The organism is Pseudomonas sp. A-R-19 (assembly GCF_019956575.1).
Classification (GTDB): domain Bacteria; phylum Pseudomonadota; class Gammaproteobacteria; order Pseudomonadales; family Pseudomonadaceae; genus Aquipseudomonas.
This window is the reverse complement of record NZ_JAHBDR010000054.1, coordinates 38483-53507: the sequence shown is the minus strand read 5'-3', so window position 1 is coordinate 53507 and position 15025 is coordinate 38483. Positions and strand designations below refer to the sequence as shown.

The 15025-nt window shown below is 61.5% G+C and carries 16 protein-coding genes; 10 read left to right on the top strand and 6 right to left on the bottom strand.

Annotated elements, in window-relative coordinates:
* The first annotated feature begins 12 nt into the window (after positions 1-12).
* From KGA88_RS14770 to KGA88_RS14740, 7 genes are all read left to right on the top strand, one after another.
* Positions 13-717 (top strand): YoaK family protein, encoded by a 705-nt coding sequence (locus tag KGA88_RS14770; protein ID WP_223592060.1) that lies wholly within the window; start codon positions 13-15, stop codon positions 715-717.
* A gap of 178 nt (positions 718-895) precedes the next feature.
* Positions 896-1288 carry a sulfurtransferase complex subunit TusD gene (gene tusD, locus KGA88_RS14765; protein ID WP_223592091.1) on the top strand — a complete coding sequence of 131 codons (393 nt, stop codon included), beginning with the start codon at positions 896-898 and terminating at the stop codon, positions 1286-1288.
* A 1-nt stretch (position 1289) separates the two neighbouring features.
* Positions 1290-1652, top strand: a complete 363-nt coding sequence (gene tusC, locus KGA88_RS14760) for a sulfurtransferase complex subunit TusC (protein ID WP_223592058.1) — start codon at positions 1290-1292, stop codon at positions 1650-1652.
* Positions 1652-1945, top strand: coding sequence for a sulfurtransferase complex subunit TusB (gene tusB / locus KGA88_RS14755; protein WP_110658784.1), 294 nt, complete (start codon positions 1652-1654; stop codon positions 1943-1945). Before tusC ends, tusB begins: the two co-directional genes overlap by 1 nt.
* Positions 1942-2277, top strand: coding sequence for a TusE/DsrC/DsvC family sulfur relay protein (locus tag KGA88_RS14750; RefSeq protein WP_110658782.1), 336 nt, complete (start codon positions 1942-1944; stop codon positions 2275-2277). The genes tusB and KGA88_RS14750 overlap by 4 nt, the downstream gene beginning before the upstream one ends.
* Positions 2274-3275 (top strand): glycosyl transferase family protein, encoded by a 1002-nt coding sequence (locus KGA88_RS14745; protein WP_110658780.1) that lies wholly within the window; start codon positions 2274-2276, stop codon positions 3273-3275. Before KGA88_RS14750 ends, KGA88_RS14745 begins: the two co-directional genes overlap by 4 nt.
* Positions 3276-3366: 91 nt before the next feature.
* Entirely contained in the window at positions 3367-4368 is a 1002-nt protein-coding gene (locus KGA88_RS14740; protein WP_223592049.1) for a glutathione S-transferase family protein, read from the top strand.
* 127 nt (positions 4369-4495) lie between these two features.
* Here KGA88_RS14740 and cysG read toward each other — a convergent pair whose 3' ends face one another.
* The 6 genes from cysG to KGA88_RS14710 all read right to left on the bottom strand — a co-directional run bounded on the left by cysG (position 4496) and on the right by KGA88_RS14710 (position 12202).
* Complete coding sequence (gene cysG, locus KGA88_RS14735) at positions 4496-5890, bottom strand: siroheme synthase CysG (protein WP_223592047.1); 1395 nt, start codon at positions 5888-5890, stop codon at positions 4496-4498.
* Complete coding sequence (serS, locus tag KGA88_RS14730; protein WP_223592045.1) at positions 5891-7171, bottom strand: serine--tRNA ligase; 1281 nt, start codon at positions 7169-7171, stop codon at positions 5891-5893.
* A gap of 16 nt (positions 7172-7187) precedes the next feature.
* Entirely contained in the window at positions 7188-7562 is a 375-nt protein-coding gene (gene crcB / locus KGA88_RS14725) for a fluoride efflux transporter CrcB (RefSeq protein WP_223592043.1), read from the bottom strand.
* Complete coding sequence (locus KGA88_RS14720) at positions 7562-8884, bottom strand: replication-associated recombination protein A (protein ID WP_110662615.1); 1323 nt, start codon at positions 8882-8884, stop codon at positions 7562-7564. The genes crcB and KGA88_RS14720 overlap by 1 nt, the downstream gene beginning before the upstream one ends.
* A 216-nt stretch (positions 8885-9100) precedes the next feature.
* Positions 9101-9724, bottom strand: a complete 624-nt coding sequence (gene lolA, locus KGA88_RS14715) for an outer membrane lipoprotein chaperone LolA (RefSeq protein WP_110663261.1) — start codon at positions 9722-9724, stop codon at positions 9101-9103.
* A 66-nt stretch (positions 9725-9790) separates the two neighbouring features.
* The gene (locus KGA88_RS14710) at positions 9791-12202 is read right to left on the bottom strand and encodes a DNA translocase FtsK (protein ID WP_103395492.1); all 2412 of its coding nucleotides are present in this window, start codon (positions 12200-12202) and stop codon (positions 9791-9793) included.
* 305 nt (positions 12203-12507) lie between these two features.
* Here KGA88_RS14710 and trxB point away from each other — a divergent pair, with 305 nt between their 5' ends.
* From trxB to KGA88_RS14695, 3 genes are all read left to right on the top strand, one after another.
* A complete protein-coding gene (trxB, locus tag KGA88_RS14705) occupies positions 12508-13467 on the top strand; it encodes a thioredoxin-disulfide reductase (protein WP_110662495.1) in 960 nt (319 codons plus the stop codon).
* Between the two features lie 62 nt (positions 13468-13529).
* Positions 13530-14210, top strand: a complete 681-nt coding sequence (gene aat / locus KGA88_RS14700) for a leucyl/phenylalanyl-tRNA--protein transferase (RefSeq protein ID WP_223592040.1) — start codon at positions 13530-13532, stop codon at positions 14208-14210.
* Between the two features lie 57 nt (positions 14211-14267).
* Entirely contained in the window at positions 14268-14975 is a 708-nt protein-coding gene (locus tag KGA88_RS14695; protein WP_110663072.1) for an arginyltransferase, read from the top strand.
* Positions 14976-15025 lie beyond the last annotated feature (50 nt).

Here is a 15025-nt window from a genome sequence, read left to right as displayed (position 1 = left end):
ACACCGTCACCGATGCTGCCCAACACCAACAGGACCCACGCCAGCCCCGGTCATTTGCACACGCAGAAATGGCGCGGGCGCATTGGCCTGAGCCTGGTGGCGATGCTCTCGGTACTCGCCGGCATGACCGACGCCATCGGCTTCATGGCCAGCGGCGACTTCGTCTCGTTCATGAGCGGCAATACCACCCGGATGGCTGTCGCCATCAGCACTGGCGACCTTGGCTTGACCCTGCGCCTGGTGATCCTCGTCGCTACCTTCATCGTCGGCAACGCGCTGGGCATTATCGTCAGCCGGCTAGGCAGACGTCGGGCGCTGCCCTTGTTGTTGAGCATCGCCGCCCTGCTGTGTGCCGCCGCGGCCTGGCCTTTTGACGCGCAGCTGCCCGCCCTGCTGGCGGCGATCATTGCAATGGGCATGCTCAACGCCGCGGTGGAAGAAGTGAACGGTCTGCCGGTGGGCCTGACTTACGTCACCGGTGCCCTGTCGCGCTTCGGCCGCGGACTGGGGCGCTGGATGCTCGGCGAGCGCCGCAGCGGCTGGCGCGTGCAACTGATCCCCTGGACCGGCATGTTCGCCGGCGCGGTACTCGGTGCCGTGCTGGAACATCACCTGGGGCTCAAGGCGTTGTTTGCCAGTGGCCTGCTGGCTGCCGCGCTCGGGGTGTTGTCGTTGAAGATCCCGCGGCGCTGGCAGTTGGGGTATATGCCGCGTTGAGACTTACATCGCCTGTTCGGCCGCTATCGCTGGCAAGCCAGCTCCTACAGGTTCTGTGATCGACGTAAACCCTGTAGGAGCTGGCTTGCCAGCGATGAGGCCCGACCAGGCAACATCACTTTAGCCGCCCCGCCGATAAAGCATTATCATGGCCGCAGTTTTGCTGATCGAGTCCGTCATGAAATTCGCCATCGCCGTGTTTTCCGCCGCCCACGCGCCCTCTTCGCGCCGCGCCTTGCTGTTCGCCCAAGCGGCGCTGGCCGGCGGACATGAGATTGTCCGGCTGTTTTTCTATCAGGACGGCGTCTACAACGCTTCCGCCAGTGTGGTCACGCCCCAGGATGAACTGGACTTGCCCAAACAATGGCGCACTTTTGTCAGCGACCAACAACTCGATGGCGTGGTGTGCATCGCCGCCGCCCTGCGTCGTGGTGTTTTGAACGAGGAAGAAGCCAAGCGCTATCAGCGCGAGGCTGTTGCCGTCGGTGCGCCGTGGGAACTGTCCGGCCTTGGCCAATTGCATGACGCGGCGCAGGATGCCGACCGCCTGATCTGTTTCGGAGGCGTGTGACATGGCCAAATCCTTGTTGATCATCAGCCGTCAGTCGCCATGGTCCGGCCCGGGCGCGCGGGAAGCGCTGGATATCGTGCTGGCCGGCGGCGCCTTCGACCTGCCGATTGGCCTGTTGTTTCTCGATGACGGCGTGTTCCAGCTGGCCGCCGGCCAGAACGCCAAGGCCCTGCAACAGAAAGACCTGAGCGCCAACCTGCAAGCCCTGCCGATGTTCGGTGTCGAGGAGCTGTTCGCCTGTGGCGACAGTATTACCCAACGCGGCCTCGACCCGAGCGGCCTGTCGCTGGAAGAAGCCCAGGTGCTGGCCACCGACGAAATCACCGCCCTCATTGACCGTTACGACCAGGTGATCACCCTCTGATGTCGACTTTGCATGTGTTGTCTCATTCCCCATTCGGCGACGAACGCCTGACCAGTTGCCTGCGCGTGATCGGCGCCAACGATGGCTTGCTGCTGTCCGGTGATGCTGCCTATGCGCTACAGCCAGGCACCGCGCCGTTCACCGCGCTCAGCGCGCGCGGCCTGAAACTGTTCGTCCTGGCCGAAGATGCCCAGGCCCGTGCGCTTGCGGTTCCAGACTGGGCCCGCGCCATCGACTACCCGGCCTTCGTCGAACTGTCGATTCACTACGACAAGGTCAACAGCTGGCTATGAATGCATTGACGGTCGGCGCCCGCGTCATCGAGCTGGACAAGGACGGTTTCCTGGTCGAGCTGAGTGACTGGTCTGCCGATGTGGCCAGCGCCCTGGCGGCGGCTGAAGATATCGAGTTGACGCCCGATCATTGGGAAGTCCTCGAACTGCTGCGCAGTTTCTACGCCGAGTTCCAGCTGTCACCGGCCACGCGCCCGCTGATCAAGTACACCGCCCTGAAACTCGGCCCGGAAAAAGGCAACAGCCTGCACCTGAACCGACTGTTCAAAGGCACTCCCGCCAAACTCGCCGCGAAACTGGCGGGCCTGCCCAAACCGACGAATTGCCTATGACCGATTACCCAGCACTGACCCTCGAAACGCCCGCCGAGCACCCGTTCGCCCAATTCGTGCGGATCCTTGGCAAAGGCAAACGCGGCGCCCGCGACCTGACCCGCGATGAGGCCCGCGAAGCCATGGGCATGGTGCTCGATGAAAAGGTCGAGGAAACCCAGCTCGGCGCGTTCCTGATGTTGTTGCGGCACAAGGAAGAAAGCGCCGAGGAGATGGCCGGCTTCACCGAGGCCTTGCGCGAACGCCTGAATCCTCCGGCGCTGGCGGTGGATCTGGACTGGCCGACCTACGCCGGCAAGAAGCGGCACTTACCGTGGTATCTGTTGGCGGCCAAGTGCCTGGCGCAAAACGGCGTGCGGATTTTCATGCACGGCGGCGGCGCCCACACGGCCGGTCGCTTGTACAGCGAGCAACAGCTGGGCGAATTGAACATCCCGCTGTGCCGCAACTGGCAACAGGTCGGCGCGGCGCTGGACAATGGTGGCCTGGCCTTCATGCCGCTGGTGGACTGGGCGCCACAGCTGCAACGCATGATCGACCTGCGCAACACCCTCGGCCTGCGCTCGCCAATCCACTCGCTGGCGCGGATTCTCAATCCGCTGGGCGCGCGTTGCGGCCTGCAGAGTATTTTCCACCCGGGTTATCAGGCCGTGCATCGCGATGCCAGCGGACTGCTGGGTGACACCGCCATCGTGATCAAGGGCGATGGCGGCGAAATCGAGATCAACCCGGACGCCGACAGCCACCTGTACGGCACCACCGGCGGCGAGAGTTGGGACGAAGAATGGCCGCAGTTGTCGGCGCAGCGTCACGTCAAACCTGCCTCGCTTGAACCTGAACATTTGAAAGCGGTGTGGCGTGGCGACGTGGTCGACAGCTACCCGCAAATGGCCTTGATTTCGACCATGGCCCTGGCCCTGCGCGGCCTCGGCCAGAGCCGCGAACAGGCCTTTGAAACCGCCGAGCAATACTGGGCCGCCCGGGATAAATCGATTTAACCGATCATTCACGCCCGATCTTTGCGCTTTTTGTTCGAACTCATCGGAATAGACTCAACTCCAACGATTATCGGTTTCGGGAGTCTTGGACATGGGTTTGTTAGTTGATGGCCGCTGGCAGGACAAGTGGTACGAAAGCAGCAAGGACGGCGCGTTCCAGCGTGAACAGGCGCAACGTCGCAACTGGTTGACCGCTGACGGCAAGCCGGGACCGACCGGCGTCGGTGGTTTTGCCGCCGAACCCGGGCGCTATCACCTGTACGTGTCGCTGGCCTGTCCCTGGGCGCATCGCACGCTGATCCTGCGCAAACTCAAAGGCCTCGAGAGCCTGATCGACGTTTCGGTGGTCAGTTGGCTGATGCTGGAAAACGGCTGGACCTTCGACCAGAGCCTGGGCTCGACCGGCGACAAGCTCGATCACTTCGACTTCATGCACCAGCGCTACACCGCCGACACGGCCGACTACACCGGCCGCGTCACCGTACCGGTGCTGTGGGACAAACAGCAAAAGCGCATCGTCAACAATGAATCCTCGGAAATCATCCGCATGTTCAATGGTGCCTTCGACGATTTGACCGGCAACGACCTGGACTTCTATCCGGCAGCGTTGCGCGGTGAGATCGATGCGCTGAACGAGCGGATTTACCCGGCAGTGAACAACGGCGTGTACCGCGCCGGGTTTGCCACCTCGCAACAGGCTTATGAAGAAGCCTTCGATGAGGTGTTTGCCGAACTGGACCGCCTGGAGCTGCTGCTGGGCGCCAACCGCTATCTGGCTGGCGAGTACCTGACCGAAGCGGACATCCGCCTGTTCACCACGCTGATTCGCTTCGATGCGGTGTACTACGGGCACTTCAAGTGCAACCTGCGGCGGATTGCCGATTATCCGAACCTGTCGAACTGGCTGCGGGAGATCTATCAGTGGCCAGGCATTGCCGAGACGGTGGATTTTACCCACATCAAGCACCACTACTACGCCAGCCATCGCACCATCAACCCGACGGGTGTGGTGCCCAAAGGCCCGGCACAGGACTTTAGCGCGCCCCATGACCGGCAGCGGTTGAGCGGGAAAGGGGTTTGGCGCAAGGCCTGAACCTGATCTCGGTTTTGCGCTGAATTTGAGGGCCTCTTCGCGAGCAAGCCCGCTCCCACATTGGTTTTGTGTCGTTCACAAATCCGATGTGGGAGCGGGCTTGCTCGCGAATGGGGCGACCCGGTCTCTAGACCTGCCCCTGAGCCCCTTCGAACCACGCCAGTTTCTCGCGCAGCTGCACCACTTCACCGACGATCACCAATGTCGGCGCATGCACTTCGTGCTCCGCCACCAGCCGTGGCAGGTCCGCCAGGGTGCCGGTAAACACCCGCTGATTGACCGTGGTGCCCTGCTGGATCAACGCTGCCGGTGTATCGGCAGCGCGACCATGCTTGATCAACTGCTCGCAGATGATCGGCAAGCCCACCAGCCCCATGTAGAACACCAGGGTTTGCGCTGGCGCGACCAGATCGGCCCACGGCAAATCGGTTGAGCCGTCCTTCAGGTGCCCGGTGACAAAACGCACAGACTGCGCATAATCGCGATGCGTCAGCGGAATCCCGGCATAGGCCGCGCAACCACTGGCCGCCGTGATCCCCGGCACCACCTGGAACGGGATGCCATGAGCCGCCAGCTCCTCGATCTCTTCACCCCCACGACCGAAGATGAACGGATCGCCGCCCTTCAACCGCACCACACGCTTGCCCTGTTTGGCCAGGTCCACCAATTGCTGGTTGATCTGGTCCTGCGGCACCGCGTGATCGGCGCGACGCTTGCCGACGTAAACCCGTTCGGCGTCGCGACGGCACAGTTCGAGAATCGCCGGTGCGACCAAACGGTCGTACAGCACTACGTCGGCTTGCTGCATCAAACGCAATGCCTTGAATGTCAGCAGATCGGGGTCACCTGGCCCTGCGCCCACCAGATAGACCTCACCGGTCGCCACTGGCGCTTCGCCATCGATCTTCGCCTGCAACAGGCGCTCGGCTTCACCGCCCTGCCCGGCCAGTTGCCGGTCGGCAATCGGTCCCTGGAAAACATCTTCCCAGAACGCCCGACGCTGCTGCACATCCGGAAACAGGCCTTTGACCTGATGACGAAAACGCGCAGCCAAACCTGCCAGGTGACCGTAGGTGGACGGAATCCAGGTTTCGATCTTGGCGCGGATCAAACGCGCCAGCACCGGCGCGTCGCCGCCGCTGGACACGGCAATGATCAACGGAGAACGGTCGACGATGGCCGGGAAGATCACGCTGCACAGCTTCGGCGCATCCACCACGTTGACCGGCACGCAACGCCGATGGGCATCGGCGGAGACTTGTGCATTCAGCGCTTCGTCGTCGGTGGCGGCAATGATCAGCCCGCAACCGTCCAGATCCGCTTCGGCGTAGCCCCGTAGCAGGCACTCGCCACCGCTGCCGGCAACCAGTTCGCGCAGTTGTGCTTCGATTTCAGGTGCAACCACCCGCAGCAGCGCACCGGCATCGGCCAGCAGGCGGGATTTGCGCAAGGCAATTTCCCCCCCGCCGACGACCAACACACGACTGCCGCGAAGGTTGTGAAACAGCGGCAGATAGTTCATTTAGCCGATGACCTCAAGGCCACCCATGTACGGCTTGAGCACTTCTGGCACGCGGATCGAGCCGTCGGCCTGCTGATAGTTCTCGAGCACCGCCACCAGGGTACGGCCCACTGCCAGGCCGGAGCCGTTCAGGGTGTGCACCAGTTCCGGCTTGCCGGTTTCCGGGTTGCGGAAACGCGCCTGCATGCGGCGGGCCTGGAAGTCGCCGCAGTTGGAGCACGACGAAATTTCGCGGTACTTGTCCTGGCTCGGGATCCACACCTCCAGGTCGTAGGTCTTGACCGCGCTGAAGCCCATGTCGCCGGTGCACAGCGCCAGGGTACGGTAAGGCAGTTCCAGCAGTTGCAGGACTTTCTCGGCGTTGGCGGTCAGGCCTTCCAGCGCTTCCATCGATTTCGATGGCTCGACGATCTGCACCATCTCGACCTTGTCGAACTGGTGCTGGCGGATCATGCCGCGGGTGTCACGACCCGACGCGCCAGCTTCGCTGCGGAAGCACGGGGTGTGGGCGACGAACTTGATCGGCAGCAGTTTCGAATCGACGATTTCGCCCGCCACGATGTTGGTCAGCGACACTTCGGCGGTCGGGATCAGGTACAGGTCGGCTTCGCCTTCGCGCGCGATCTTGAACAGGTCTTCTTCGAATTTCGGCAGTTGACCGGTGCCTTGCAGCGCCGGGGCCTGGACCAGGTAAGGCGTGTAGGCCTCTTCGTAGCCGTGCTCGGTGACGTGCAGGTTGATCATGAACTGCGCCAGGGCGCGATGCAGACGGGCGATCGGGCCGCGCAGCAGGGCGAAACGGGCGCCGGACAGCTTGGCGGCGGTTTCGAAGTCCAGCCAGCCGAACTTCTCGCCCAGGGCTACGTGGTCCTGAACCTGGAAGTCGAAGGCCGTCGGGGTGCCCCAGCGACGCACTTCGACGTTGCCGTCTTCGTCTTCGCCAACCGGCACGGATTCGTGCGGCAGGTTGGGAATACCCAGCACGATCGAGTCCAGTTCAGTCTGGATCGCGTCCAGTTCGACTTTACCGGCGCTCAATTCACCCGCCATGCGCTCGACGTCCGCCATCAACGGCGCGATGTCTTCGCCACGCTGCTTGGCCTGACCGATGGATTTGGAGCGCGCGTTACGTTCAGCCTGCAGTGCTTCGGTGCGGGTCTGGACGGTCTTGCGCTGTTCTTCCAGCGCTTCGATGCACGCAACATCCAGGGTATAGCCACGGGATGCCAGGCGGTCCGCTACGTCCTGAAGGTTGCTACGTAACAGTTTGGAATCGAGCATGTCGGTTTCTCGTTTATCAAAGTTTGGTCAAGGACAGGCCGGCCCAGGTGGCAAGCAGCCCGCCGAATACGCTGAGCGCCGCATAGCCCAGGGCCAGCGGCACTTGCCCGCTTTCCAGCAGGCGCACCGTATCCAGTGAAAAGGATGAAAAAGTCGTCAGCCCCCCGAGGAAGCCAACGATCAACCCGGCGCGAATCTCAACAGGCACCTCCGGGCGTATCAAAAACAGACCGTATAGAACACCGATCAGCAAACAGCCCACGATATTAACGGCCAGCGTCGCGGTATAGAAGTGCCGCGGCCAATTCGCGTTGATCCAGTTGCCCGTGGCGAAGCGCAACAGCGTACCGGCGATCCCGCCGACGGAAACCGCAACGATCAAGGGAAGCACTATTTTCTCCGCTGCCTTGGGCTTAAACGGTCGAGTTTCGCCAGGTGGTTGAGTTTTTCGCCGATCTTCAACTCCAGGCCACGGGGTACGGGCTGATAGAACGGAATCGGGTCGAGTTCTTCCGGGAAATAGTCTTCGCCAGCGGCATAGGCGTCCGGCTCATCGTGGGCATAACGGTATTCATCGCCGTAGCCCAACTGTTTCATCAGCTTGGTCGGCGCATTGCGCAGGTGCAGCGGCACTTCCAGCGAGCCGTGCTCGGCGGCGGCGCGCAATGCCGTCTTGAAGCCCATGTACACCGCGTTGCTCTTTGGCGCGCAGGCCAGATAGGTGATGGCCTGGGCCACCGCCAGTTCACCCTCGGGGCTGCCGAGGCGCTCCTGGACTTCCCAGGCTGCCAGGCACAGGCTCAGGGCGCGCGGGTCGGCGTTGCCGATGTCTTCGCTGGCCATGCGCACCACGCGGCGGGCCAGGTACAGCGGGTCACAGCCGCCGTCGATCATGCGCGCGAACCAGTACAACGCGCCGTCGGGGTTGGAGCCGCGCACCGATTTGTGCAGCGCGGATATCTGGTCGTAGAACGCCTCGCCGCCCTTGTCGAAGCGCCGCCGGGTATCGCCGAGCAGGCTTTGCAGGAGTTCGGTGCCGATCTCGCTGTTGTCTTCCGCCAGGTCCGAAGCGTTTTCCAGCAGGTTGAGCAAGCGCCGGCCGTCACCATCGGCGGCCGACAGCAGCATCTGGAAACCTTCATCGCTGAGGGTCAGGTTGCGCTTGCCCAGGCCACGTTCTTCAGTCAACGCGCGCTGCACCAGTTTGCGCAGGGCCGCTTCGTCGAGGCTTTTGAGCACATAGACCCGCGCCCGTGACAGCAACGCGTTGTTGAGTTCGAACGAAGGGTTTTCCGTGGTGGCGCCGATGAAAATCAGCGTGCCGTCTTCGACATAGGGCAGGAACGCATCCTGCTGCGACTTGTTGAAGCGATGCACTTCGTCGACGAACAGGATGGTGCGGCGGCCGTACTGCGCGGCCTGCTGCTTGGCGATTTCCACCGACTGGCGGATCTCCTTGACCCCGGCCAGCACCGCCGAGACCGTTTCGAAGTGTGCATCCGAGACTTCCGCGAGCAATCGCGCCAGGGTGGTTTTGCCCACACCCGGCGGTCCCCAGAAAATCATCGAATGCAGGGCACCCTGCTCCAGCGCTTCACGCAAGGGCTTGCCGCGAGCGAGCACGTGCTCCTGACCGACGTACTCGTCCAGATTGGCCGCACGCAGGCGGGCGGCCAGGGGCTGGGCGATCGGGGTGCTGCGAAACAGGTCCATGGCGTACGTTTAAAACCTCGGGTGACTAACTAAATCTCAAAGCCTGGCAAAGACCCTGTGGCGAGGGGGCTTGCCCCCGTTCGGCTGCGAAGCAGTCGTAAAAATTCTGCATTCGGTATGCCTGATACAACGCAATAGCAGGTTTTGGGGTCGCTTCGCGACCCAACGGGGGCAAGCCCCCTCGCCACAAAAGCCCGCCCCCACAGGTTTTGCGTTTTATTCCTGGATCACGTCCGCCCCTTTCGGGATGTCGAACTTGAACTTGGACGCCGGGATCGGCTCGTTGGCCTTCACCCCGGTGAACAGGATATTAGTGCGCTGGCCGACGCTGTCGATCAGTTGCATGTCATTGACCAGACCATTGCGGAACGACAACCGCAGGCTATCGAACAGGGTGTCCTTGGTCTTCGGCTTCAGGGTGAAGTCGATCACGCCGCCGGCTTCCTTGGCACTGATGTCGAAGCTCTGGCTGATCTTGGACACATCACCGGACAGCAGCAAGGCCGGGGTCTGGGTCAGGCGCTGGTCGAGGTTCTTGATGGTGGCCTGTTCCAGGTCAGGGTCCCACAGGGTGACCTTCTTGCCATCGGAAACCATGGTCTGCTCGGCTGGTGCATCCGTGTGCCAGTAGAACAGGCCCGGACGCTGCAAGGACATGTCGCCGGCGGTTTCCTGCAACTGGGTGCCACTACCATCCAGGGTCAGTTGCGAGAAACGCGCGGTCAGGGTCTGGGATTTTTCCAGCAATTGGGTCAGGCGCGCCACGTCCTTGTCATCGGCGTGAGCCTGGAGCGTAGTCAAGGCCAGTACCGGCAGCAACAGCATGCGGATCAGACGCATGGGAGTCCTCATAACATTCGTGGGAGTGCGGGCGGCGCCAAAGGCACCACCCCTTTCATACTCGGGTCAGTCACGCACCGGGCCAGGGGCCAGGACTTCACGCGAACCGTTGGTGTTCATGGACGTCACGACCCCGGCCATTTCCATGGCTTCGATCATGCGCGCGGCGCGGTTGTAGCCGATCTTCAGCTTGCGCTGAACCGCGGAAATGGAGGCGCGACGGCTTTCCAGGACGAACTGCACCGCTTCGTCGTACAGCGCGTCGGCCTCGGGATCATCACCGTCACCACCACCGCTGCTGCCTTCGAAACCGCTGCCAGCCTCTTCGACGCCATTGAGAATGTCGTCGTTGTATTCCGGCGCGCCCCGCAGTTTCCAGGCTTCCACCACGCGGTGAACCTCGTCGTCGGACACGAAAGCACCGTGAACACGAATCGGCAGGCTGGTGCCCGGCGGCATGTAGAGCATGTCACCGTGGCCCAGCAGTTGTTCGGCACCGCCCTGGTCGATGATGGTCCGCGAGTCGATCTTGCTCGATACCTGGAACGCCATGCGGGTCGGAATGTTGGCCTTGATCAGACCGGTGATCACGTCCACAGACGGACGCTGGGTCGCAAGGATCAAGTGGATACCGGCCGCACGCGCCTTCTGGGCGATACGCGCGATCAGTTCTTCAACCTTCTTGCCGACGATCATCATCATGTCGGCGAATTCGTCCACGACCACGACGATGGTTGGCAGCTTTTGCAGCAGTGGCGCTTCGTCGTGGATGCTTTCGCGCTTGTACAGCGGATCGCTCAACGGCGTGCCGGCGTCCTGGGCTTCCTTGACCTTGGCGTTGAAGCCCGAGAGGTTTCGCACGCCCATCTTGGCCATCAGCTTGTAGCGTCGCTCCATCTCGGCAACGCTCCAGCGCAGGGCGTTGGCGGCGTCCTTCATGTCGGTGACCACCGGGCACAGCAGGTGCGGAATGCCTTCGTAGATCGACAGCTCCAGCATTTTCGGGTCGATCATGATCAGCTTGGCGTCTTCCGGGCCGGACTTGAACAGGATCGACAGGATCATCGCGTTCACGCCCACCGACTTACCGGAACCGGTAGTACCGGCCACCAGCAGGTGGGGCATTTTCGCCAGGTCAGTGATGACCGGCTTGCCGCCGATGTCGTGGCCCAGGGCCAGGGTGACCGGGGATTTGAAGTTGTCGTACTCGGGGGTGGACAACACTTCGGAGAAACGCACGATCTGCCGGTCTTCGTTGGGGATCTCGATACCGACCGTGGTCTTGCCCGGAATCACTTCCACCACGCGCACGCTGGTCACGGCCAGGGAGCGCGCAAGGTCTTTGGCCAGGTTGGAAATACGGCTGACCTTGACGCCGGCCGCCGGCTGGATTTCGTAACGGGTAATCACCGGACCCGGGTGAATCGAATCAACCGCGACTTCAACGCCGAATTCCTTGAGCTTGATTTCCAGCAAGTGGCCAACCGCAGCCAGGGATTCAGGCGAGTAGTTGAGCTGTTTCTTTTCCGCCGGATCGAGAATCGAAATCGGCGGCAAGGTGCCTTCCACGGCGCTGTCGACGAACAGTGGCGCCTGCTTCTCTTTTTCGACGCGCTTGCTCGGTGCGGCAGGTTTTGGCGGCGCGGGTGCAATCACCGGCGGCACCTGCTTCTCTCGCTCGGACATGTGTTTGCTCAGGGCTTGCTCACGCTCGATCAGCCGTTCCTTGACCTTGGCCTGCTCGCGCTTGTCGGTGACGGTCGGCGCGACCACTTCATCCATACGGTTGTCGACTTCACGCAACTGGGCAACCAGCTGTTTACGCTCGGTACGGGCCGCCCACCAGCGATTGGCCGCGCCCTGAAACAGTTCAAACAGGTCGAGGGTGATCTTGCCGGTGATGTCCATCACCTTGAACCACGACAGGTCGGTAAACACGGTCAGGCCGAACAGGAACAACGCAATGAACAACAGCGTGCTGCCCTGGATATTCAGGGCGTTCCTGGCCAGTTCGCCGAGGCTTTCGCCCAGCGCACCGCCCGCCCCGGCCGGCAGACCGGTCGCGGCATGGAAATGGATATGGGCCAGGGCCGCACCCGACAACACCAGGAACACCAGGCCGATCAGGCGCCAGGAGAACAGCCAGCCGCTCCACTGCCACGGCTCGTGACGCTGGCGGAAGATCTGGTACGCCTTGATCGCCAGCAACAACGGGAAGATGTAGGCGAAATAACCCAGCACCATGAACAGGATATCGGCGCTGTAGGAGCCCGCAGGCCCGCCAAAGTTCTGCACGTCGTCGATCTTGCTGTTATGACTCCAGCCCGGATCGTCCTTGCCATAGGTCAACAAGGCCATCATCAGGAACAGGCACAAGGCACCGATGGCGATCAGCGCACCTTCCTTGAGTCGGTAGTGCAAGTGCTGGCGCCAGAGCGGAACGACGGCTGGTTTAGGTGCTGCGGTGGATTTCTTCAAAACGCTTCTTTTCCTGCGCCATGGGCGCGTCCATCTGGTGAATGTCTATAAAAACTGCCAAAAACCGCCCAATCCAGGCAGGTAAAAAAGTTAACACGTGTAACCGGGACTACTTTTAACACTGCGCTTCGGTTTTTATAAACACGGCGCGCACTGAATATATGTAACACGCAGGGCATTGTACGGGTTTGTGCGCACGACGCCATGCTTGAGACCCTTGGGTGTAGCATAGTCAACAGCACATGACATGCTGTTCAATTTGAGCATGCATTCTCTTTTGTGACAAAGGCTTATGAGGTGTTTTTATGAGCGAAGCGAAGCATTCCCGCCTGATTATCCTGGGCTCCGGCCCTGCCGGTTACAGCGCAGCCGTTTATGCCGCCCGTGCCAACCTCAAGCCCGTCGTCATTACCGGCATACAGGCAGGTGGCCAGCTCACCACCACCGTCGAAGTCGATAACTGGCCAGGCGACGTCGAAGGCCTGACCGGACCGGTGCTGATGGAGCGCATGCAAAAACACGCCGAACGCTTTGCCACCGAGATCGTTTACGACCACATCCATACGGCCAAGTTGCAACAACGGCCGTTTGAACTGATTGGCGATGGCGCAACTTATACCTGTGACGCACTGATCATTGCCACCGGCGCTTCCGCACAATACCTGGGCCTGCCATCGGAAGAAGCCTTCGCGGGCAAAGGGGTTTCAGCGTGCGCGACCTGTGACGGGTTCTTCTATCGCAACCAGGTGGTCGCGGTGGTCGGCGGCGGTAACACGGCAGTCGAGGAAGCCTTGTACCTGTCCAACATCGCCAAGGAAGTGCACCTGATCCATCGGCGCGACAAGCTGCGCTCGGAGAAAATCCTCCAGGACAAACTCTTCGAAAAAGCCGCCAGCGGCAATGTCCGCCTGCACTGGAACCAGAATCTGGACGAAGTGCTCGGCGATGCCAGCGGCGTGACCGGCGCCCGCCTGCGCGACAGCCACACCGGCGAAACCAGGGAGCTGCCGTTGGCCGGGGTGTTTATCGCCATCGGCCATAAACCCAACACCGACCTGTTCACGGGCCAACTGGAAATGCGCGACGGGTATCTGCTGGTCAAGGGTGGCAGCGAAGGCGATGCCACCGCTACGGCGATTGCAGGCGTGTTTGCCGCCGGCGACGTGGCCGACCACGTTTATCGCCAGGCCGTTACGTCTGCCGGGGCCGGTTGCATGGCGGCACTGGACGCCGAAAAATACCTCGACGACATTCCTGCCGTTTGAAGGCAAACTTTACGGCGGGCCAACACCCGCCACTGCCCTCCCCTTCTGCAAGCCCGGATGCCATGCTGACTTGGTTACAACGCAATACCTTGCATTTCCCACCGCTGGAAAAGGCCATGCGCGACCCCAACGGGCTCCTGGCTGCCGGCGGTGACCTGTCCGCCGATCGGCTGATCTCGGCTTATCGCCACGGCTGCTTCCCCTGGTTTTCCGAAGGCCAGCCGATTTTGTGGTGGTCTCCGGACCCGCGCACGGTGTTATTTCCCGACGAATTGCACGTTTCGCGCAGCCTGAACAAACTGCTGCGCCAGCAACGCTATCAAATGACCTTCGACCAGGACTTCACCGCCGTCATCCGCGCCTGTGCCGCGCCTCGGGACTACGCCGACGGCACCTGGATCACCGAGGCGATGCAGGACGCCTACATCGAACTGCACAGGCGCGGCCACGCGCACTCGGTGGAAGTGTGGGACGGGGACGAACTGGTCGGTGGACTGTATGGCCTGGCGATGGGCCAGTTGTTTTTCGGCGAGTCCATGTTCAGCCGCGCTGACAACGCCTCGAAATTCGGTTTTGCCACCCTGGTCCGGCATCTGAAAGACTCGGGTTTTGTGCTGATCGACTGCCAGATGCCCACCGATCACCTGCACAGCCTCGGAGCCCGGGCGATACCTCGTCGAGAGTTTGCCAACTACCTGGTCCAGCATCTGGATCAACCCAATCGCGCGACCTGGGTTTGCTGAGCGACTTTTGCGCAGGTGGCTTACACTTAATCCAAAGCACTATCCCGAGGGTTGATCATGACCGAGTTGGCGCGTTTGAAGTTCTATGCCACTCAGCCGCACTCTTGCAGTTATCTGCCCGAGGAGCAGGCCACAACCCTGTTCCTCGACCCTAGCCAGCCCATGGATGTGCATGTCTATGCAGACCTGTCGGAGATGGGGTTTCGTCGCAGTGGCGATCATCTCTACCGGCCGCATTGCCAGAATTGCAATGCCTGCGTTCCGGCGCGCATTCCCGTGGGGCAGTTCACGCCCAACCGGCAACAGAAACGCATCTTCAAGCGTAATGCGGATTTGCAGGTACGTCCGGCCAAGCCCTGCTTCAGCGAAGAGTACTTCGACCTTTACCAGCGCTATATCGAGCAGCGTCATGCCGATGGCGATATGTACCCGCCAAGTCGCGACCAATTTTCCACATTCCTGGTGCGGGATCTGCCGTTTTCACGCTTTTATGAGTTCCGCCTGAACGGCCAACTGCTGGCCGTCGCTGTCACCGACTTGCTGCCGAATGGCCTTTCGGCGGTTTATACCTTTTACGAGCCCTCCGAAGAACGCCGCAGCCTCGGGCGTTTCGCAATCCTCTGGCAAATCGGCGAGGCCAGGCGGCTGGGGCTGGAAGCGGTCTACCTCGGCTACTGGATCAAAAACTGCAAAAAGATGAACTACAAGACTCAATATCGCCCCATTGAGTTGCTGATTAATCAGCGCTGGGTGGTTCTAAACTAGAGCCGGCCCTAAACCCCTTGGCTTAAACCCCATTTTTCGGGCACAATGCA

Bases quoted from the DNA above. Each gene is read 5' to 3' on its own strand.
- KGA88_RS14770 (WP_223592060.1), top strand. From the start codon at position 13: ATGCTGCCCAACACCAACAGGACCCACGCCAGCCCCGGTCATTTGCAC.
- tusD (WP_223592091.1), top strand. From the start codon at position 896: ATGAAATTCGCCATCGCCGTGTTTTCCGCCGCCCACGCGCCCTCTTCG.
- tusC (WP_223592058.1), top strand. From the start codon at position 1,290: ATGGCCAAATCCTTGTTGATCATCAGCCGTCAGTCGCCATGGTCCGGC.
- tusB (WP_110658784.1), top strand. From the start codon at position 1,652: ATGTCGACTTTGCATGTGTTGTCTCATTCCCCATTCGGCGACGAACGC.
- KGA88_RS14750 (WP_110658782.1), top strand. From the start codon at position 1,942: ATGAATGCATTGACGGTCGGCGCCCGCGTCATCGAGCTGGACAAGGAC.
- KGA88_RS14745 (WP_110658780.1), top strand. From the start codon at position 2,274: ATGACCGATTACCCAGCACTGACCCTCGAAACGCCCGCCGAGCACCCG.
- KGA88_RS14740 (WP_223592049.1), top strand. From the start codon at position 3,367: ATGGGTTTGTTAGTTGATGGCCGCTGGCAGGACAAGTGGTACGAAAGC.
- cysG (WP_223592047.1), bottom strand. From the start codon at position 5,890: ATGAACTATCTGCCGCTGTTTCACAACCTTCGCGGCAGTCGTGTGTTG.
- serS (WP_223592045.1), bottom strand. From the start codon at position 7,171: ATGCTCGATTCCAAACTGTTACGTAGCAACCTTCAGGACGTAGCGGAC.
- KGA88_RS14720 (WP_110662615.1), bottom strand. From the start codon at position 8,884: ATGGACCTGTTTCGCAGCACCCCGATCGCCCAGCCCCTGGCCGCCCGC.
- lolA (WP_110663261.1), bottom strand. From the start codon at position 9,724: ATGCGTCTGATCCGCATGCTGTTGCTGCCGGTACTGGCCTTGACTACG.
- trxB (WP_110662495.1), top strand. From the start codon at position 12,508: ATGAGCGAAGCGAAGCATTCCCGCCTGATTATCCTGGGCTCCGGCCCT.
- aat (WP_223592040.1), top strand. From the start codon at position 13,530: ATGCTGACTTGGTTACAACGCAATACCTTGCATTTCCCACCGCTGGAA.
- KGA88_RS14695 (WP_110663072.1), top strand. From the start codon at position 14,268: ATGACCGAGTTGGCGCGTTTGAAGTTCTATGCCACTCAGCCGCACTCT.